At 65.1% G+C, this 16,205-nt stretch carries 28 protein-coding genes; all 28 read right to left on the bottom strand.

Annotation, left to right across the window (positions count from 1 at the left end; genetic code table 11):
• Positions 1 to 58: 58 nt before the first annotated feature.
• Positions 59 to 475: a 50S ribosomal protein L17 gene (gene rplQ / locus ACIPIA_RS01655; protein ID WP_047582390.1), complete on the bottom strand. Its 417-nt coding sequence runs from the start codon at positions 473 to 475 to the stop codon at positions 59 to 61.
• 114 nt (positions 476 to 589) lie between these two features.
• On the bottom strand, positions 590 to 1,606 hold the full coding sequence (locus tag ACIPIA_RS01650) for a DNA-directed RNA polymerase subunit alpha (RefSeq protein WP_400506034.1): 1,017 nt from the start codon (positions 1,604 to 1,606) through the stop codon (positions 590 to 592).
• Positions 1,607 to 1,697: 91 nt separating this feature from the next.
• Positions 1,698 to 2,087 (bottom strand): 30S ribosomal protein S11, encoded by a 390-nt coding sequence (gene rpsK, locus ACIPIA_RS01645; protein WP_038365430.1) that lies wholly within the window; start codon positions 2,085 to 2,087, stop codon positions 1,698 to 1,700.
• Positions 2,088 to 2,203: 116 nt separating this feature from the next.
• Complete coding sequence (gene rpsM, locus ACIPIA_RS01640; protein ID WP_089175062.1) at positions 2,204 to 2,572, bottom strand: 30S ribosomal protein S13; 369 nt, start codon at positions 2,570 to 2,572, stop codon at positions 2,204 to 2,206.
• Positions 2,573 to 2,841: 269 nt separating this feature from the next.
• Positions 2,842 to 4,041, bottom strand: coding sequence for an ABC transporter substrate-binding protein (locus ACIPIA_RS01635; protein ID WP_400506032.1), 1,200 nt, complete (start codon positions 4,039 to 4,041; stop codon positions 2,842 to 2,844).
• A 232-nt stretch (positions 4,042 to 4,273) separates the two neighbouring features.
• Positions 4,274 to 4,867, bottom strand: coding sequence for an adenylate kinase (locus tag ACIPIA_RS01630; RefSeq protein ID WP_400506030.1), 594 nt, complete (start codon positions 4,865 to 4,867; stop codon positions 4,274 to 4,276).
• A gap of 1 nt (position 4,868) precedes the next feature.
• Positions 4,869 to 6,206 carry a preprotein translocase subunit SecY gene (secY, locus tag ACIPIA_RS01625; RefSeq protein ID WP_400506028.1) on the bottom strand — a complete coding sequence of 446 codons (1,338 nt, stop codon included), beginning with the start codon at positions 6,204 to 6,206 and terminating at the stop codon, positions 4,869 to 4,871.
• 153 nt (positions 6,207 to 6,359) lie between these two features.
• Positions 6,360 to 6,836: a 50S ribosomal protein L15 gene (gene rplO, locus ACIPIA_RS01620; protein WP_400506026.1), complete on the bottom strand. Its 477-nt coding sequence runs from the start codon at positions 6,834 to 6,836 to the stop codon at positions 6,360 to 6,362.
• 12 nt (positions 6,837 to 6,848) lie between these two features.
• Complete coding sequence (rpmD, locus tag ACIPIA_RS01615) at positions 6,849 to 7,043, bottom strand: 50S ribosomal protein L30 (RefSeq protein ID WP_400506024.1); 195 nt, start codon at positions 7,041 to 7,043, stop codon at positions 6,849 to 6,851.
• 10 nt (positions 7,044 to 7,053) lie between these two features.
• A complete protein-coding gene (gene rpsE / locus ACIPIA_RS01610; RefSeq protein WP_055730193.1) occupies positions 7,054 to 7,617 on the bottom strand; it encodes a 30S ribosomal protein S5 in 564 nt (187 codons plus the stop codon).
• Between the two features lie 145 nt (positions 7,618 to 7,762).
• Positions 7,763 to 8,125, bottom strand: coding sequence for a 50S ribosomal protein L18 (gene rplR, locus ACIPIA_RS01605; protein WP_400506022.1), 363 nt, complete (start codon positions 8,123 to 8,125; stop codon positions 7,763 to 7,765).
• Between the two features lie 11 nt (positions 8,126 to 8,136).
• Positions 8,137 to 8,670 carry a 50S ribosomal protein L6 gene (gene rplF / locus ACIPIA_RS01600; RefSeq protein ID WP_400506020.1) on the bottom strand — a complete coding sequence of 178 codons (534 nt, stop codon included), beginning with the start codon at positions 8,668 to 8,670 and terminating at the stop codon, positions 8,137 to 8,139.
• A gap of 38 nt (positions 8,671 to 8,708) precedes the next feature.
• Entirely contained in the window at positions 8,709 to 9,107 is a 399-nt protein-coding gene (rpsH, locus tag ACIPIA_RS01595) for a 30S ribosomal protein S8 (protein ID WP_400506018.1), read from the bottom strand.
• 13 nt (positions 9,108 to 9,120) lie between these two features.
• Positions 9,121 to 9,426 carry a 30S ribosomal protein S14 gene (gene rpsN / locus ACIPIA_RS01590; protein ID WP_400506016.1) on the bottom strand — a complete coding sequence of 102 codons (306 nt, stop codon included), beginning with the start codon at positions 9,424 to 9,426 and terminating at the stop codon, positions 9,121 to 9,123.
• A gap of 36 nt (positions 9,427 to 9,462) precedes the next feature.
• Positions 9,463 to 10,029, bottom strand: coding sequence for a 50S ribosomal protein L5 (gene rplE / locus ACIPIA_RS01585; protein WP_257732004.1), 567 nt, complete (start codon positions 10,027 to 10,029; stop codon positions 9,463 to 9,465).
• The gene (gene rplX, locus ACIPIA_RS01580; RefSeq protein WP_149128657.1) at positions 10,022 to 10,339 is read right to left on the bottom strand and encodes a 50S ribosomal protein L24; all 318 of its coding nucleotides are present in this window, start codon (positions 10,337 to 10,339) and stop codon (positions 10,022 to 10,024) included. The genes rplE and rplX overlap by 8 nt, the downstream gene beginning before the upstream one ends.
• Positions 10,339 to 10,707, bottom strand: a complete 369-nt coding sequence (gene rplN, locus ACIPIA_RS01575) for a 50S ribosomal protein L14 (RefSeq protein ID WP_055730187.1) — start codon at positions 10,705 to 10,707, stop codon at positions 10,339 to 10,341. The genes rplX and rplN overlap by 1 nt, the downstream gene beginning before the upstream one ends.
• Before the next feature lie 210 nt (positions 10,708 to 10,917).
• Complete coding sequence (gene rpsQ / locus ACIPIA_RS01570) at positions 10,918 to 11,160, bottom strand: 30S ribosomal protein S17 (RefSeq protein ID WP_199085553.1); 243 nt, start codon at positions 11,158 to 11,160, stop codon at positions 10,918 to 10,920.
• Positions 11,161 to 11,170: 10 nt separating this feature from the next.
• Positions 11,171 to 11,383: a 50S ribosomal protein L29 gene (gene rpmC, locus ACIPIA_RS01565; protein ID WP_400506013.1), complete on the bottom strand. Its 213-nt coding sequence runs from the start codon at positions 11,381 to 11,383 to the stop codon at positions 11,171 to 11,173.
• Positions 11,384 to 11,394: 11 nt separating this feature from the next.
• Positions 11,395 to 11,808: a 50S ribosomal protein L16 gene (rplP, locus tag ACIPIA_RS01560; protein WP_112581124.1), complete on the bottom strand. Its 414-nt coding sequence runs from the start codon at positions 11,806 to 11,808 to the stop codon at positions 11,395 to 11,397.
• A gap of 18 nt (positions 11,809 to 11,826) precedes the next feature.
• A complete protein-coding gene (gene rpsC / locus ACIPIA_RS01555) occupies positions 11,827 to 12,558 on the bottom strand; it encodes a 30S ribosomal protein S3 (RefSeq protein WP_149128654.1) in 732 nt (243 codons plus the stop codon).
• Positions 12,559 to 12,568: 10 nt separating this feature from the next.
• On the bottom strand, positions 12,569 to 12,949 hold the full coding sequence (gene rplV / locus ACIPIA_RS01550) for a 50S ribosomal protein L22 (protein WP_400506010.1): 381 nt from the start codon (positions 12,947 to 12,949) through the stop codon (positions 12,569 to 12,571).
• Positions 12,950 to 12,952: 3 nt separating this feature from the next.
• On the bottom strand, positions 12,953 to 13,231 hold the full coding sequence (gene rpsS / locus ACIPIA_RS01545; protein ID WP_400506008.1) for a 30S ribosomal protein S19: 279 nt from the start codon (positions 13,229 to 13,231) through the stop codon (positions 12,953 to 12,955).
• An 8-nt stretch (positions 13,232 to 13,239) separates the two neighbouring features.
• Positions 13,240 to 14,082, bottom strand: a complete 843-nt coding sequence (rplB, locus tag ACIPIA_RS01540; protein ID WP_400506006.1) for a 50S ribosomal protein L2 — start codon at positions 14,080 to 14,082, stop codon at positions 13,240 to 13,242.
• Positions 14,083 to 14,098: 16 nt separating this feature from the next.
• Complete coding sequence (locus ACIPIA_RS01535) at positions 14,099 to 14,410, bottom strand: 50S ribosomal protein L23 (protein ID WP_400506004.1); 312 nt, start codon at positions 14,408 to 14,410, stop codon at positions 14,099 to 14,101.
• Positions 14,407 to 15,027, bottom strand: a complete 621-nt coding sequence (gene rplD / locus ACIPIA_RS01530; protein WP_400506002.1) for a 50S ribosomal protein L4 — start codon at positions 15,025 to 15,027, stop codon at positions 14,407 to 14,409. The genes ACIPIA_RS01535 and rplD overlap by 4 nt, the downstream gene beginning before the upstream one ends.
• Complete coding sequence (rplC, locus tag ACIPIA_RS01525; RefSeq protein WP_400506000.1) at positions 15,027 to 15,755, bottom strand: 50S ribosomal protein L3; 729 nt, start codon at positions 15,753 to 15,755, stop codon at positions 15,027 to 15,029. Before rplC ends, rplD begins: the two co-directional genes overlap by 1 nt.
• A gap of 70 nt (positions 15,756 to 15,825) precedes the next feature.
• Entirely contained in the window at positions 15,826 to 16,134 is a 309-nt protein-coding gene (gene rpsJ, locus ACIPIA_RS01520) for a 30S ribosomal protein S10 (protein ID WP_043237115.1), read from the bottom strand.
• Positions 16,135 to 16,205: the final 71 nt, after the last annotated feature.

Genomic DNA, 16,205 nt, shown 5'->3' with positions numbered 1-16,205 from the left:
AAAACAGAAAGGGCGGCCCGGAGGCCGCCCTTTCCAGATCCGTTCGAGAGAAGGCCGATCAGGCCGCCTCGTCTTCCGCCGTGAACACCGGGCCGGAATCCTTGCCCTTGGCATCGACGTCGCGATCGACGAACTCGATGATCGCCATCGGAGCGTTGTCGCCGAAGCGGAAGCCCGCCTTCATGATGCGGAGGTAGCCGCCGTTGCGCTCCTTGTAGCGCGGGCCGAGGACCGCGAAGAGCTTGCCGACGAGCTCGACATCCTTGATCTGAGCGATCGCCTGACGGCGGGCGTGCAGATCGCCGCGCTTGCCCAGGGTGACGAGCTTCTCGACGACCGGGCGCAGGTCCTTGGCCTTCGGCAGGGTGGTGGTGATCTGCTCGTGCTTGATCAGGGCCTGGGCCATGTTGGCGAACATCGCCTGGCGATGCTCGGCCGAGCGGTTGAAACGACGACCGCGGAAACCGTGACGCATTGTTTGGCTCCTTCGTTGCTTACGGCCGCCGTGCCACGGTACGGCCGTTCGTTATGCTCCGGCTGGAGTCAGCCGGGCGGGGTCGGCGCGGGATCCCTCCCGCGCCGTTGAAGCTCAGTAGTGCTCCTCGAAGCGCTTGGCCAGCTCTTCGATGTTCTCCGGCGGCCAGCCCTGGACGTCCATGCCCAGGTGCAGGCCCATGGTGGCGAGCACTTCCTTGATCTCGTTCAGCGACTTGCGGCCGAAGTTCGGAGTGCGGAGCATCTCGCCTTCGGACTTCTGGATGAGGTCGCCGATATAGACGATGTTGTCGTTCTTGAGGCAGTTGGCCGAGCGGACCGAGAGCTCGAGCTCGTCGACCTTCTTGAGCAGCGCCGGGTTGAAGGGCAGCTGCGGTGCCGTCGAGACGGCCTCTTCCTTGCGCGGCTCCTCGAAGGTGATGAACACAGCGAGCTGGTCCTGCAGGATGCGCGCGGCGAGCGCCAGCGCGTCCTCGGGCGAGACCGAGCCGTTGGTCTCGATCGCGAGCGTCAGGGCGTCCTTGTCGAGGTTCTGGCCCTCGCGGGTGTTCTCGACCCGGTAGGAAACCTTCTTGACCGGCGAGTACAGACTGTCGACCGGGATCAGGCCGATCGGAGCGTCCTCGGGACGGTTCTGCTCGGCCGGGACATAGCCCTTGCCGGTATTGACCGTGAACTCCATGCGGATCTCGGCCCCGTCGTCGAGCGTGCAGAGCACCAGCTCGGGGTTCAGGATCGAGACGTCGCCGATGGTGTTGATGTCGCCGGCGGTGACGGTGCCCGGGCCGGACTTGCGCAGGGTCATGCGCTTCGGACCTTCGCCCTGCATCTTGACCGCGATGGCCTTGATGTTGAGGACGATGTCGGTGACGTCCTCACGGACGCCCGGGATCGAGGAGAACTCGTGCAGCACGCCGTCGATCTGGACGGCGGTGACGGCCGCGCCCTGGAGCGACGAAAGGAGCACGCGACGGAGCGCATTGCCGAGCGTCATGCCGAAGCCGCGCTCGAGCGGACGCGCGATCACGGTGGCCAGACGCTTCGGGTCGTCTCCGACCTTGACTTCGAGCTTGTTCGGCTTGGAAAGATCCTGCCAGTTCTTGCTGATCACGACCGCACTCCTGGTGCTGAATTCATCTGGCGACTGACGCCGCCCCGGACAGGCGCCCGCCCCTGCGGGCGCCTTTTGGCTAAGTCAGGCGTCAGACGCGACGGCGCTTGCGCGGACGGCAGCCATTGTGCGGGATCGGCGTGACGTCGCGGATCGAGGTCACCGTGAAGCCCGCGGCCTGCAGCGCGCGCAGCGCCGACTCGCGGCCCGAACCCGGACCCGTCACCTCGACCTCGAGGGTGCGCATGCCGTGCTCGGCAGCCTTGCGGGCGGCATCCTCAGCCGCAACCTGCGCGGCGTACGGGGTCGACTTGCGCGAGCCCTTGAAGCCCATCGTGCCGGCCGAGGACCACGAGATCGTGTTGCCCTGGGCGTCGGTGATGGTGATCATGGTGTTGTTGAACGAGGCGTTCACATGCGCGACGCCGGAGACGATGTTCTTGCGTTCGCGACGACGGACGCGGGTGGCTTCCTTGGCCATGATTCTCTTTCTTCCATCCTTCAGGCGCGCCCGTCATTCCAGGCGCTGGGGATGTCGACTGACCTGGAGGCCAGCCGACGCATAGACAGCGGGCCGGATGACCGGCCCGCCGAAACTTACTTCTTCTTGCCGGCGATCGGCTTCGCCTTGCCCTTGCGGGTGCGGGCGTTGGTGTGCGTGCGCTGGCCGCGGACCGGCAGCGAGCGGCGATGACGCAGGCCGCGATAGCAGCCGAGGTCCATCAGGCGCTTGATGTTCATCGTGACTTCGCGACGGAGATCGCCCTCGACGAGGTAGTCGCGGTCGATGGTCTCGCGGATCTGCAGGACTTCGGCGTCCGTCAGCTGGTTGACGCGGCGCTCGTCGGCGATGCCGACCTTCTCGCAGATTTCCTTGGCCTTGGCCGCGCCAATGCCATGAATGTACTGCAAGCCGATGACGACGCGCTTGCCGGTGGGAATGTTGACGCCCGCGATACGAGCCATGGTCTTCTCTCCATGTCGGCCGAGGCGCCCGATGGCACTCCGGCGGTGGGAAAAATCCTGCGTCCGGTGGAGGCCGGCTCATGCAGGAGGTTGAACGGCTCCACGCGGTAACGCGACGTCGTCCCTCCTCTCGAAGGCAACGGCATCGCTCCCATGAAACCGGATGGCGGGTCGTTAACGGCTTGTCCGCCCCGAGTCAACCCATCGCAACCAAGAAACATGCCAAGGCCGGCGGTGACCTGTCCTCGCCGGCCCTGCGCTGCCCTGCCCTACTTCTTCACCAGGTTGCACTTGCTCTCCGAGAGCGGGGCGATGATCTCGGCCGCCGGGATCTTGCGGACAACCTTGAAGTAGTCCCAGGGCGCCTTCGAATCCGCCGGCGCCTTCGCCTCGACCAGCAGCATGTCGTTCATCAGCCGGCCGTCGTCGCGAATCTTCGCGCCGGGCGCGTAGAAGTCGTCGACGGGAAGCTCCCTCATCTTGGCCGCCACAGCCGGGCCGGCGGCGGTGCCCGCCGCCTTGACGGCCTTGAGATAGTGCAGCACCGAGGAATAGACGCTGGCCTGGATCATGCCGGGCATCTTCTTCGTCCGGGCCATGTAGCGATCGGCGAAGGCCCGGCTCGGCTTGTCGGCATCATGGTAGTAGGCGGTCGTCGTGATCAGCCCCTTCGCCTTGTCGAGCCCGAGGCCATGGACGTCACTCAGCACCACGACCATCGCGGCAAGCTTCTGCCCGCCATCGACCAGGCCGAATTCGCCAGCCTGCTTGATCGAGTTGATCGTGTCGGTGCCGGCATTGGCGAAGGCAACGATCTTCGCCTTGGACGCCTGCGCCTGCAGCAGGAAGGACGAGAAGTCAGGCGTCGACAGCGGCGCGCGCACCGTGCCGAGCGTCTTGCCGCCATTGGCGGCGACGATCGCCTCGATATCAGCGGTGAGCTGGTGGCCGAAGGCATAGTCGGCCGCGATGATGTACCAGCTGTTGCCGCCCTCGCGCAGGACCGACAGCGCCGTGCCTTTCGCCGACGTCGCGGTATCGAAGGTCCACATGAAGCCGGTCGGCGAGCAATCCTCGTTGAACAGCCGCGTCGTCGCCGGCCCGTTGTAGAGCGCGATCTTCTGCTTCTCCTTGGCGATGCCGGCCACGCCCAGCGCGACCGCTGAGTTGGTCAGGTCGGCGATGGCGGTCACGCCGTCGACGTCGTACCAGCGCCGCGCCAGGCCGACGGCGATGTCCGGCTTGTTCTGGTGGTCGCCGGCGACGATCTCGATCGGCTTGCCGAGCACGGACCCGCCGAAATCCTCGATCGCCATCTTCGCGGCCTCGACCGAGCCCAGGCCGCCGAATTCGGCATAATTGCCCGACTGGTCGTTGAGGATGCCGATCTTCACCGCCTCCTGCGCCCGAGCAGCCGCCGGCATAAGCGCCAGCGTACTCGCGACCAGCAATGCACTCCATCTCGTCATGCGCCTGCTCCCTGTCTGCTCCCGACCGGAAAGCCGCTTCGCTCCCGGTCGACGGGCGTTTCACAACGCTTGCTGCGGCTTGAGCCCAGCACATCGGGCGCAGCCCTGCCTGTCAACGCACGGACAGGCCGAGAAAAGACACAGGCGAGCGCGCAAAAGCGCACCACAAACGCAGAACCCGGACTGGCCGCTCGGCCTGCCCGGGTTCAATCTTGCTCCGCGGCCGGGTCGGTCAGCCCTGCGCCGCCACCGAAAGCGCATTCGCGATCGCCTCCGAGACGCCGTCGATCGGCTGCATGCCATCGATCGCCGTCAGCTGGCCACGCTTCTCGTAATAGGGTGCGACCACCGCGGTATCGCGGTTATAGGCCTCGAGCCGGGTCTTGAAGACCTCCGGATCATCGTCCTTGCGCACCGGCTGACCGGCCGCCTTCGCCTCCTCGGCGCGGCGGACGATGCGGTCCACGAGCTTGGTCTGGTCGACCTTGAGTTCGAGCACGGCGTCGAGCTTCAGCCCCTTGCCTTCGAGCATCCTGTCGAGAGCCTCGGCCTGCGCGAGCGTGCGCGGGAAGCCGTCGAGGATGAAGCCCTTCTTCGCGTCCTGCTCCTCGATACGGTCGGCGACGATGCCGATGACGATGTCGTCGGAGACCAGACCGCCGGCGTCCATCACCGCCTTGGCCTTCTGGCCGATCGGGGTGCCGGCGGCGACCGCTGCACGCAGCATGTCGCCGGTCGACAGTTGAGGAATGCCGTGCTTCGCGACGATGCGCGCCGCCTGAGTGCCCTTGCCCGCCCCCGGCGGCCCCAGGAAAATCAACCGCATCTTAGCGCCTCGCTCCTCGCAGTTTGGCCTTCTTGACCAGCCCTTCGTACTGATGGGCCAGCAGGTGCCCGTGGATCTGCGCCACGGTGTCCATCGTCGTCGTCACCACGATGAGCAGCGACGTGCCGCCCAGAAGGATGATCGGGATCTGAGCATAGGTGATCATGAACTCAGGGATAAGGCAGACAATCGTCAAATAACCTGCGCCCAGAACGGTGATGCGCGTCAGGATACGATCGATATGCTCTGCGGTCCGCTCGCCCGGACGGATGCCCGGCATGAAGCCGCCATGCTTCTTGAGATTGTCCGCCGTCTCGACCGGGTTGAACACGATGGCGGTGTAGAAGAAGCAGAAGAAGATGATCAGCGCCGCATAAAGGACCATGAACAGCGGCCGGCCATGGGCGAGATAGGTCGAGATGATCGACAGGATGCCCGTGCCGCCCGAGGCCTGCGAGAAGCTTGCGATCGTCGTCGGCAGCAGCAACAACGACGAGGCGAAGATCGGCGGGATGACGCCGGCGGTGTTCAGCTTCAGCGGCAGGAACGAGGTCTGCCCCTCGTACATGCGGTTGCCGACCTGGCGCTTCGGGTAGTTGATCAGCAGGCGGCGCTGCGCGCGCTCCATGAACACGCAGAAGGCGATGACGCAGACGGCCATCACCAGGATGCCGAGCAGCAGGCCGGTGGAGATCGCGCCCTGACGGCCGAGCTCGAGGGTCTGGGCGAGCTGCGACGGGAATTCGGCGATGATGCCCGCGAAGATGATCATCGAGGTGCCGTTGCCGATGCCGCGGCTGGTGATCTGCTCGCCCAGCCAGAGCAGGAACATCGTGCCACCGACGAGGGTGATCGTCGTCGAGAGCAGGAAGAACGGCCCGGGCTCGAGCACGAGGTTACCCGAACCCTGAAGGCCCACGCCGATCGCATAGGCCTGGAACACGGCCAGCACGAGCGTCAGGTAGCGGGTGTACTGGTTGAGGGTCTTGCGCCCCTGCTCGCCTTCCTTCTTCAGCGCCTCGAAGCTCGGGATGACGCTGGAGAGAAGCTGCACGATGATCGACGCCGAGATGTACGGCATGATCGCCAGAGCGAAGATGGCGAGACGGCCGACGGCGCCGCCCGAGAACATGTTGAACATGCCGAGCACGCCGCTCTGCGACTGGCGGAAGAGATCGGCGACCGCATCGGGGTTCATGCCCGGCAGCGGGATATAGGTGCCCAGCCGGTAGACGATCAGCGCGCCCAGCGTGAACCAGATTCGCTTCTTGAGTTCGTCCGCCTTGGCGAAGGCCCCGAAATTGAGGTTTGCCGCAAGCTGTTCAGCCGCCGATGCCATGCGTCCGGTCCTTGGGTCTCAAGTCAGTCATTGAAGCACATCCCGGTCACGCCTGCGGTGCGACTTCGGGTCTCGTGCCCTGCTTCAAACAGTCGAACGGCGGCCTGGGCGCAGGCCCGGCCGCCGTTCGCAAACGTCATGTAGGCGCTGGGATCACGCCTGTGAAGCGGCAGCCAGAATCTTGACCGTGCCGCCGGCCTTTTCGATCGCGGCGACGGCCGACTTGGACGCGCCAGCCACCTCGAAGGAGAGCTTGGTCTTGAGCTCGCCCTGGCCGAGGATCTTCACGCCGTCCTTGGCCTGGCGGGTGATGACACCGGCGGCGACGAGCGCCTCGATGGTCACCGCGCCCTTGGCGTCGAGCTTGCCGGCTTCCACGGCCTGCTGGATGCGACCGAGGTTCACCTCGTTCAGATCCTTGGCGAACAGGTTGTTGAAGCCGCGCTTCGGCAGGCGACGATACAGCGGCATCTGGCCGCCTTCGAAGCCCTTGATGGCGACGCCGGCGCGCGAGGTCTGACCCTTGACGCCACGGCCACCGGTCTTGCCCTTGCCCGAGCCGATACCACGGCCGACGCGGATGCGCTGCTTGAGAGCGCCTTCGTTGTCACGAATATCGTTGAGTTTCATGTGTCGCCCTCCTCAGTTCGCGTCGACGACGCGCACGAGGTGCTTGACCTTCTCGACCATGCCACGCACCGCGGGGGTGTCCTGGAGGGTCGAGCGGCGGCGGATCTTGTTCAGGCCGAGACCGATCAGGGTCTGGCGCTGGGCGGCCTCGCGACGGATCGGCGAACCGATCTGCTCGATGGTAAGGGTCTTCTCAGCCTTTGCCATGAATCCCTCCTCACGCTTCCGCGGCCGCATCCGTGCCGGCATCGCGGCGACGGGTCTGCAGGGCCGAAACCTTGAGCGAGCGACGAGCCGCGACCGAGCGCGGGCTGTCCTCGTTCTTCAGCGCGTCGAACGTGGCGCGCACGAGGTTGTACGGGTTGGAGGAGCCGAGCGACTTCGACACGACGTCCTGCATGCCGACCGCCTCGAAGACGGCGCGCATCGGGCCGCCGGCGATGATGCCGGTACCAGCCGGAGCCGCGCGCAGCACGACCTTGCCAGCGCCGTGACGGCCCTGAACGTCGTGATGGAGGGTGCGGCCCTCGCGCAGCGGGATACGGACGAGGCCACGCTTGGCGGCTTCAGTCGCCTTGCGGATCGCCTCGGGAACTTCACGAGCCTTGCCGTGGCCGAAGCCGACGCGGCCCTTCTGGTCGCCGACGACCACGAGCGCGGCGAAGCCGAAGCGACGACCACCCTTCACCACCTTGGCGACGCGGTTGATGTGGACGAGCTTGTCCACGAATTCGGAATCGCGCTCTTCGCTATCCCGACGCTCACGCGGCTCTCTAGCCATGTGTCTGTCCTCTTACTTGCGCGGACGAGGATCGAAGCCCCGCCGCTCGCTCGAGCCTAACCCCGTGCCTCATTGCGCGGGGAAGCCTGTAAACGGATACCGCCCACCCGGCGCATGAACGCCAGGCGGGCGAAACCCGAAAACCTCAGAAGCTGAGGCCGCCTTCGCGGGCCGCATCGGCCAGCGCCTTGACGCGGCCGTGGTACATGTACGGGCCGCGGTCGAAGACCACTTCCGTCACGCCGGCCTTGACCGCGCGCTCGGCGACGATCTTGCCGATCTGGCCGGCCGCCTCGACATTGGCGCCGGACTTGATCTGGGCGCGCACGTCCTTGTCGAGCGACGAGGCCGAAGCGAGGGTGACCCCCTTCACGTCGTCGATGACCTGGGCGTAGATCTGCTTGCCGGTGCGATGCACCGAGAGGCGCGGGCGGCCATTGGCGACCGCCTTGATCGCGCGGCGGACGCGGGCCTTGCGGCGCGCAGTCAAATCGTTCTGCTTGCTCATGGCTGGCGTCCTTACTTCTTCTTGCCTTCCTTGCGGAAGATGAACTCGCCGGCGTACTTGACGCCCTTGCCCTTGTAGGGCTCGGGGCCACGATAGTCGCGGATCTCCGCGGCGGTCTGGCCGACGATCTGCTTGTCGATGCCGCTGACGACGATTTCCGTCGGCTTCGGCGTCACGATCGCGACTCCAGCCGGGATTTCGTAGTCGATATCGTGGCTGTAGCCGAGCGACAGCTTCAGCACCTTGCCAGCGACCGCGGCCTTGTAGCCGACGCCGTTGATCTCGAGGCGCTTCTCGAAGCCGGCGGTGGTGCCGATCACGAGATTGTTGATGCGGGCACGCGAGGTGCCCCAGAGCGCGCGGGCGCGCTTCGACTGCGAACGCGGCTGCACCGCGATCGCGCCGTCCTCCATGGCGACCGAGACGTCCTCGGGCACCTCGAAGGAGAGCTCGCCCTTCGAGCCCTTGATCTTGACGAGCTGGCCGGTGACCGAGGCAGTGACGCCCGCGGGAACCGAAACCGGCTTCTTACCGATACGAGACATTTGGATTTCTCCTGAAAATGAGCGGGGCGCCTGTAAGGTCAGAAGACCTTGCAGAGCACTTCGCCGCCCACGTTCTGCTCGCGGGCCACATGATCGGCCATCACGCCACGCGGCGTCGAGACGATCGTCACGCCAAGGCCATCGGCCACGCGCGGCATGGTCTCGACCGACGAGTAGACGCGGCGGCCGGGCTTCGAAACACGCGAGATCGACCGGATGACCGGCTGGCCCTCGTGATACTTCAGCTCGATGTCGAACTCCGTCCGGCCGTTGCCGAACTCGGTCTGGCTGTAGCCGCGGATGTAACCCTCGGACTGGAGCACGTCGAGCACGCGGGCGCGCAGCTTCGAGCCGGGGGTGGAAACGCGGGATTTGCGACGCAGCTGCGCATTGCGGATGCGGGTCAGCATATCGCCGAGCGGATCAATGATCGCCATTGTCCAGTCCTCCTTACCAGCTCGACTTCACGAGGCCGGGAACCAGCCCCTTGTTGCCGAGCTCACGCAGCGCGACACGCGACATCTTGAGCTTGCGATAGAAAGCGCGCGGACGGCCCGTCACCTCGCAACGATTGCGGATGCGGTTCTTAGCCGAGTTGCGCGGCAGTTCGGCCAGCTTGAGGCGAGCAAGGAAGCGCTCGTCCATGGGCTGGTTGTCATCATTGGCGATTGCGAGCAGACGGGCCCGGCGGCCGGCGAATTTCTTCACCAGCTTCCTGCGGCGCTCGTTGGTCTCGACGGAGCTTTTCTTAGCCATCGATCTCTCCTGGTTTCCGCGTATGAACGCTTAGGTTCACTGCCGGAACGGGAAGTTGAAGTGCTTGAGCAGAGCGCGCGCTTCGTCGTCCGACTTCGCAGTCGTGCAGACGATCACGTCCATGCCCCAGACCTGGTCGACCTTGTCGTAGTTGATCTCGGGGAACACGATGTGCTCCTTGATCCCGAGCGCGAAATTGCCGCGCCCGTCGAACGACTTGGGGTTGAGGCCCCGGAAGTCGCGAACACGCGGCAAGGCGATGGTGACGAGCCGGTCGACGAACTCGAACATCTTGGTCTTGCGCAGCGTGACCTTGCAGCCAACCGCCATGTTCTCACGCAGCTTGAAGCCGGCGATGGCGAGGCGGGACTTGGTGATGACCGGCTTCTGGCCAGCGATCATGGCGAGGTCGCCGGCGGCGTTGTCGACCTTCTTGCGGTCGGCAGTCGCTTCACCAACGCCCATGTTGATGACGATCTTCTCGATCGCCGGCACTTCCATGACGTTCTTGTAGCCGAATTCGGCGATCATCGCGGGACGAACGACGTCCTCGTAATGCTTCTTCATGCGCGGCGAAAGCGCCGCCTGCTGAGCCTCAGCCATCGATCAGATCCCCCGAACGCTTGGCGAAACGAACCTTGCGGCCGTCATCGAGCACCTTGAAACCAACGCGGGTCGGCTTGCCATCCTTCGGATCGGCCACGGCGATGTTCGACAGGTCGATGGTGGCCTCTTTCGAGATGATGCCGCCCTCCGACGTCTGCGACTGCTTGGTGTGGCGCTTGACGAGGTTGACACCACGCACGACGGCGCGGGCGTCCTTCGGCAGGACCTGCAGCACTTCGCCCGACTTGCCCTTGTCGCGGCCAGCGAGCACGACGACCTTGTCGCCCTTCTTGATCTTCGCAGCCATCACAGCACCTCCGGCGCCAGCGAGATGATCTTCATATGGTTCTTGGCGCGCAGCTCGCGCGGAACCGGTCCGAAGATACGCGTGCCAACCGGCTCCTTCTGGTTGTTGATCAGCACGGCCGCATTGCGGTCGAAGCGGATCACCGAACCGTCGGCGCGCTTGACGTCCTTGGCGGTGCGAACGACGACCGCCTTCATGACGTCGCCCTTCTTCACGCGACCGCGCGGGATGGCTTCCTTGATCGAAACGACGATGATGTCACCGACACCAGCGTACTTCCGCTTCGACCCGCCGAGAACCTTGATGCACATCACGCGACGCGCGCCGGAATTGTCGGCGACGTCGAGATTCGTCTGCACCTGGATCATGGCCTTGATCCTTCCAATCTGTGTATCAGGCGGTTTCCCGGACGGCCTCAGCGCTGGCCGGGACTACGACTGACGGGGGTCGATCGCCCCCTGGCCTCAAAACAAAACATGATCCGCAAAAGTGGTTTCCACCCTTGCGGAGAAACATGTCCGGCTTCCTTCAGGCGCCCTGCCCGCCCCTGATTCGGGGCCGGGCAAAGCCGTCTCGCATCACGCCTTGGGGGCGTCCTCGAGCACAACCCAGCTTTTCAGCTTGGAAATCGGCTTGGACTCCTCGATCCAGACCGTATCGCCAACCTTGAACGAACCCGCCTCGTCATGGGCGTGATAGTTCTTCGTACGGCGAACCGTCTTCTTGAGGAGCGGGTGCGTATAACGCCGCTCGACCTTGACCACAACAGTTTTGTTCTGCTTGTCGCTGACGACGACGCCCTGGAGCACGCGCTTAGGCATTATTCTCTCCTCACGCGCTGGCCGCAACGGCCTTGGACCGCTGCAGCGTCTTGATGCGGGCGATATCCTTGCGCAGTTCGGTGACGCGCGCGGTGTTCTCCAGCTGGCCGGTGGCCCGCTGGAAGCGCAGGTTGAACTGCTCCTTCTTCAGCTTGAGCAGCTCGTCCTGGAGCTGATCCGTGCTCATCGACTTCAGGTCGGAAAGACGCTGTGTGCTTTTCATGTCGCCCTCCCTTACTCGGCGATGCGCTGGATGAAGCGGGTCTTGATCGGCAGCTTGGCGGCGCCAAGACGGAGCGCCTCGCGGGCGATCTCCTCGGACACGCCGTCGAGCTCGAACATGATCCGGCCCGGCTTGACCTTGGCCGCCCAGAACTCGGGCGAACCCTTGCCCTTACCCATGCGGACTTCGGTCGGCTTCTTGGAGACCGGCACGTCGGGGAACACGCGGATCCAGACGCGGCCGACGCGCTTCATCGCGCGGGTGATCGCGCGGCGAGCCGCCTCGATCTGCCGGGCGGTGACACGCTCGGGCTCCTGAGCCTTCAGGCCGAACTGGCCGAAGTTGAGGTCCGTGCCGCCCTTGGCGACGCCGGAGATGCGCCCCTTGAACTGCTTGCGGAACTTAGTGCGTTTTGGTTGCAGCATGGCTCTTCTCGATCAGCCTTACGCAGCCTGCTCGCGACGATCGCGATCGCGGTGATCACGGTCACGACCGCCGGAACGGCCGCCCTCGTCGGAAAGGCGCTTGTCCTGGGCCATCGGGTCATGTTCCAGGATCTCGCCCTTGAAGATCCAGACCTTGATGCCGCACGTCCCGTAGGTCGTGAAGGCGGTGGCGACGCCGTAATCGACGTCGGCGCGCAGCGTATGCAGCGGCACGCGGCCCTCACGGTACCATTCGAGGCGGGCGATCTCGGCGCCACCGAGGCGGCCCGAGCAGTTGATGCGGATGCCCTCGGCACCGAGACGCATGGCCGACTGCACGGCGCGCTTCATGGCGCGACGGAAGGCGACACGGCGCTCGAGCTGCTGCGCGATCGAGTCGGCGACGAGCGTCGCGTCGATCTCCGGCTTGCGCACCTCGACGATGTTGATCGTGACGTCGGCCTTGGTGAGCTTCGAGACTTCCTTGCGGAGCTTCTCGATGTCGGCACCCTTCTTGCCGATCACCACGCCCGGGCGAGCCGAGTGGATGGTGACGCGGCACTTCTTGTGCGGACGCTCGATGATGATCTTCGAGACCGCGGCCTGCTTCAGCAGCTTCATGAGGGCGGCGCGGATGGCCATGTCCTCATGCAGCAGCTTGCCGTACTCGCCCTTGTTGGCGAACCAACGCGAGTCCCAAGTGCGGTTGATGCCGAGGCGCAGGCCGATCGGATTGATTTTCTGACCCATCGTTCTCTCCTCAGGCCTGCGCAGCCTGCTCGCGCACCACGATCGTGATGTTCGAGAACGGCTTCATGATACGGGCGCCACGGCCGCGGGCGCGGGCGTGGAAGCGCTTCATCACGAGCGCCTTGCCGACGAAGGCCTTGGCGACGACGAGATCGTCGACGTCGAGATCATGGTTGTTCTCGGCGTTGGCGATCGCGCTCTGCAGGCACTTGCGAACATCGTTCGCGATGCGCTTGCGCGAGAACTCGAGATCGGCGAGCGCCGTCGAGACCTTCTTGCCGCGGATCAGCTGAGCGACGAGGTTCAGCTTCTGCGGCGAGACGCGAAGGTTGCGGGCAATCGCAGTGGCTTCGTTCTCGGGCAGCGCACGGGGGGCGGATGCTTTACCCATGGCTTACTTCCTCTTCGCCTTCTTGTCGGCAGCGTGGCCGTGGAAGGTGCGGGTCGGCGAGAACTCGCCGAACTTGTGACCCACCATTTCCTCGGACACGGCCACCGGCACGTGCTTCTGTCCGTTGTACACGCCGAACGTCAGACCGACGAACTGCGGCAGGATCGTGGAGCGACGGCTCCAGATCTTGATGACTTCATTACGGCCCGAGGTCCTGGCGACCTCGGCCTTCTTCAGGAGGTATCCGTCTACGAACGGACCTTTCCAAAGCGAACGCGCCATGACGGACCTCAGTTCTTCTTCTTGCGGGCGTGACGGCTCGACACGATGAACGTATCGGTCCGCTTGTTCGAGCGGGTCTTCTTGCCCTTGGTCGGCAGACCCCAGGGCGTGACCGGGTGACGGCCGCCCGAGGTGCGGCCTTCACCACCGCCGTGCGGATGGTCGACCGGGTTCATCGAGACGCCGCGGTTATGCGGACGGCGGCCGAGCCAGCGCGAGCGACCAGCCTTGCCGTCGTTCCGGTTCATGTGATCCGGGTTCGAGACGGCGCCGACGGTGGCGTAGCACAGGCCCGAGATCAGGCGCTGCTCGCCGGAGTTCAGACGGACGATGACATAGCCCTGGTCGCGACCGACGATCTGGGCGTAGTTGCCGGCCGAACGGGCCAGAGCGCCACCCTTGCCGATCTTGAGCTCGACATTGTGGACGATCGTGCCGATCGGCAGCGCACCCATCGGGGCAGCGTTGCCGGGCTTCACGTCGACCGTGTCGCCGGCCACCACCGTGTCGCCGACCGCCAGGCGCTGCGGCGCCAGGATGTAGGCCTGCTCGCCGTCCTGATACTTGATCAGGGCGATGAAGGCCGTGCGGTTCGGATCATACTCGAGACGCTCGACGGTAGCCGGGATACCGGCCTTGCCGCGGCGCTTGAAGTCGATCAGGCGCAGGGTGCGCTTGTGGCCACCGCCGCGGAAGCGGACGGTGATGCGGCCGAGGTTGTTGCGGCCGCCCGAAGAGCTCTTGCCCTCGGTCAGCACCTTGACCGGCTTGCCCTTGTAGAGCTCGCTGCGGTCGACGATCACGAGCTGGCGAAGGCTCGGCGTGATCGGCTTGAAGTGTTTCAAAGCCATGATGGCGATCCTTCCCTCAGAGGCCCGTGGTCACGTCGATCGAGTGGCCCTCTTCGAGGGTCACAACGGCCTTCTTGACGTCCGAGCGCTGGCCGAGGCGGCCACGGAAGACCTTGACCTTGCCTTCGGTGACGATCGTGTTGACGCTCTTGACCTTGACGTCGAAGAGCTTCTCGATCGCCGCCTTGATCTGCGGCTTGGTCGCGGTGCGGGCAACCTTGAAGACGACCTTGTTGTGCTCGGAGAGCATCGTCGCCTTCTCGGTGATGACCGGCGCCACGATCACATCGTAGTGGCGCGGGTCCATGTTCTTGGCGGACTGGCTCATTTGAAGCGCGCCTCCAGCGCATCGACAGCGGCGCGCGTCAGGACGAGCTTGTCACGACGCAGGATGTCATAGACGTTGATGCCCTGAACCGGCAGCACGTCGACATTCGGGATCGAACGAGCGGCCAGGCCGAAGTTCGCATCGATCTCGGCGCCGCCGATGATCAGCGCGCTCGACAGGTCGAGCTTGCCGAAGTGGCCCAGCAGCACCTTGGTCTTCGGCTCGGCGAGCTTGGCATCGTCGATCACGATGATGCCGGCATCCTTCGCCTTGGCCGAGAGCGCATGGCGCAGAGCGAGGGCGCGCACCTTCTTCGGAAGGTCGTGAGCGTGGTCACGCACGACCGGGCCGAAGGCCTTGCCACCGCCGCGGAACTGCGGAGCCGAAGCCGCGCCGTGGCGAGCGCCGCCGGTGCCCTTCTGCTTGTAGATCTTCTTGCGGGTGCGATCGACTTCCGAGCGGCCCTTGGACTTGTGTGTCCCGGCGCGGCGCTTGGCGAGCTGATAGCGAACCATGCGGGCGAGGAGGTCGGCGCGCGGCTCGAGGCCGAACACCGCATCCGACAGCTCGACCGAACCGGCCGACTTGCCCTCGAGAGTGGTGATATCGAATTTCATCACGCGTTCTCCTCAGCCTGGGCCGCAGGAGCCTCTTCCGCCTTGCCCTCGCCGGCAACCTTGAACTTGCCCGGCAGCGGCGCATCCTTCGGCAGGGCGCGCTTCACGGCGTCACGGACATGGATCCAGCCGCCGGCGACGCCCGGAACGGCGCCCTCGACGAGGATCAGGCCGCGCTCGACATCCGTCTGGACGACGCGCAGGTTCTGCGTGGTCACGCGCTCGGCACCGAGATGGCCCGGCATCTTCTTGTTCTTGAAGGTCTTGCCCGGGTCCTGGCGGCCACCGGTCGAACCGATCGAACGGTGCGAGACCGAGACGCCGTGGGTGGCGCGCAGACCGCCGAAGTTCCAGCGCTTCATGCCGCCGGCGAAGCCCTTGCCGGTGGTGGTGCCGGAGACGTCGACGAACTGGCCGACGACGAAGTGGTCCGCGGTCAGCTCGGCGCCGACGGGGATCAGCGCGTCATCGCTGACGCGGAACTCGACCACCTTGCGCTTCGGCTCGACCTTGGCGACCGCGAAGTGACCGCGCTCAGCCTTCGAGACATTCTTCACCTTCGCCGCGCCGGAGCCCAGCTGCACGGCCACATAGCCGTTCTTCTCTTTCGTGCGATGCGCGACGACCTGGCAGTTGTCGAGCTTCAGCACGGTGACCGGGATATGCTCGCCGGCGTCCGTGAAGACGCGGGTCATCCCGACTTTCTGTGCAATCACACCGGAACGCATCGGTGTCTACCTTCTTCTGGGGTCATGTCCATCCGGGGGAACCCGGAAACAGAGGACCCGTACAATCGGATCAGAGCTTGATTTCGACGTCGACGCCGGCGGCGAGATCGAGCTTCATGAGGGCGTCGACCGTCTGGGGAGTCGGATCGACAATATCGAGGACCCGCTTGTGGGTCCGCATCTCGAACTGCTCGCGCGACTTCTTGTCGATGTGGGGCGAGCGGTTGACGGTGAACTTCTCGATGAGCGTGGGCAGCGGAATCGGTCCGCGGACCTGGGCGCCCGTCCGCTTCGCGGTCGACACGATCTCGCGCGTCGAAGCGTCGAGGATACGGTGATCGAACGCCTTGAGGCGGATCCGAATGTTCTGACCGTTCATGGTCTTGTTCTCTCCGTGACGTGTAAAGGCGAAGGCCCGAAGGGCCCTCGCCCCTCACGAAAACGCGTTAC

Source organism: Allobosea sp. CER48, from assembly GCF_044752385.1.
Taxonomy (GTDB): domain Bacteria; phylum Pseudomonadota; class Alphaproteobacteria; order Rhizobiales; family Beijerinckiaceae; genus Allobosea.
Note: the sequence above shows the minus strand (reverse complement) of the source record. Positions and strands in the feature narration are given on the sequence as shown.

What these genes read in the sequence shown, in the direction of transcription:
- rplE (WP_257732004.1), bottom strand. Translation starts at nt 10,029, where the DNA reads ATGGCTGAGGCTCAGCAGGCGGCGCTTTCGCCGCGCATGAAGAAGCAT.
- rpsE (WP_055730193.1), bottom strand. Translation starts at nt 7,617, where the DNA reads ATGGCTAGAGAGCCGCGTGAGCGTCGGGATAGCGAAGAGCGCGATTCC.
- rpsS (WP_400506008.1), bottom strand. Translation starts at nt 13,231, where the DNA reads ATGGCGCGTTCGCTTTGGAAAGGTCCGTTCGTAGACGGATACCTCCTG.
- rplN (WP_055730187.1), bottom strand. Translation starts at nt 10,707, where the DNA reads ATGATCCAGGTGCAGACGAATCTCGACGTCGCCGACAATTCCGGCGCG.
- rplD (WP_400506002.1), bottom strand. Translation starts at nt 15,027, where the DNA reads ATGAAATTCGATATCACCACTCTCGAGGGCAAGTCGGCCGGTTCGGTC.
- rplP (WP_112581124.1), bottom strand. Translation starts at nt 11,808, where the DNA reads ATGCTGCAACCAAAACGCACTAAGTTCCGCAAGCAGTTCAAGGGGCGC.
- rpmC (WP_400506013.1), bottom strand. Translation starts at nt 11,383, where the DNA reads ATGAAAAGCACACAGCGTCTTTCCGACCTGAAGTCGATGAGCACGGAT.
- rplB (WP_400506006.1), bottom strand. Translation starts at nt 14,082, where the DNA reads ATGGCTTTGAAACACTTCAAGCCGATCACGCCGAGCCTTCGCCAGCTC.
- ACIPIA_RS01635 (WP_400506032.1), bottom strand. Translation starts at nt 4,041, where the DNA reads ATGACGAGATGGAGTGCATTGCTGGTCGCGAGTACGCTGGCGCTTATG.
- ACIPIA_RS01535 (WP_400506004.1), bottom strand. Translation starts at nt 14,410, where the DNA reads ATGAGCCAGTCCGCCAAGAACATGGACCCGCGCCACTACGATGTGATC.
- secY (WP_400506028.1), bottom strand. Translation starts at nt 6,206, where the DNA reads ATGGCATCGGCGGCTGAACAGCTTGCGGCAAACCTCAATTTCGGGGCC.
- rpsQ (WP_199085553.1), bottom strand. Translation starts at nt 11,160, where the DNA reads ATGCCTAAGCGCGTGCTCCAGGGCGTCGTCGTCAGCGACAAGCAGAAC.
- rplO (WP_400506026.1), bottom strand. Translation starts at nt 6,836, where the DNA reads ATGAAACTCAACGATATTCGTGACAACGAAGGCGCTCTCAAGCAGCGC.
- rpsH (WP_400506018.1), bottom strand. Translation starts at nt 9,107, where the DNA reads ATGGCGATCATTGATCCGCTCGGCGATATGCTGACCCGCATCCGCAAT.
- rplQ (WP_047582390.1), bottom strand. Translation starts at nt 475, where the DNA reads ATGCGTCACGGTTTCCGCGGTCGTCGTTTCAACCGCTCGGCCGAGCAT.
- rpmD (WP_400506024.1), bottom strand. Translation starts at nt 7,043, where the DNA reads ATGGCAAAGGCTGAGAAGACCCTTACCATCGAGCAGATCGGTTCGCCG.
- rpsJ (WP_043237115.1), bottom strand. Translation starts at nt 16,134, where the DNA reads ATGAACGGTCAGAACATTCGGATCCGCCTCAAGGCGTTCGATCACCGT.
- rplV (WP_400506010.1), bottom strand. Translation starts at nt 12,949, where the DNA reads ATGGGTAAAGCATCCGCCCCCCGTGCGCTGCCCGAGAACGAAGCCACT.
- rpsM (WP_089175062.1), bottom strand. Translation starts at nt 2,572, where the DNA reads ATGGCTCGTATCGCGGGCGTCAACATTCCCACCGGCAAGCGCGTCGTC.
- rplX (WP_149128657.1), bottom strand. Translation starts at nt 10,339, where the DNA reads ATGGCTGCGAAGATCAAGAAGGGCGACAAGGTCGTCGTGCTCGCTGGC.
- ACIPIA_RS01630 (WP_400506030.1), bottom strand. Translation starts at nt 4,867, where the DNA reads ATGCGGTTGATTTTCCTGGGGCCGCCGGGGGCGGGCAAGGGCACTCAG.
- rpsN (WP_400506016.1), bottom strand. Translation starts at nt 9,426, where the DNA reads ATGGCTAAGAAAAGCTCCGTCGAGACCAACGAGCGCCGCAGGAAGCTG.
- rplF (WP_400506020.1), bottom strand. Translation starts at nt 8,670, where the DNA reads ATGTCTCGTATCGGTAAGAAGCCGGTTTCGGTTCCCGCGGGCGTCACT.
- rplR (WP_400506022.1), bottom strand. Translation starts at nt 8,125, where the DNA reads ATGAGCAAGCAGAACGATTTGACTGCGCGCCGCAAGGCCCGCGTCCGC.
- rpsC (WP_149128654.1), bottom strand. Translation starts at nt 12,558, where the DNA reads ATGGGTCAGAAAATCAATCCGATCGGCCTGCGCCTCGGCATCAACCGC.
- rpsK (WP_038365430.1), bottom strand. Translation starts at nt 2,087, where the DNA reads ATGGCCAAGGAAGCCACCCGCGTCCGTCGTCGCGAACGCAAGAACATC.
- rplC (WP_400506000.1), bottom strand. Translation starts at nt 15,755, where the DNA reads ATGCGTTCCGGTGTGATTGCACAGAAAGTCGGGATGACCCGCGTCTTC.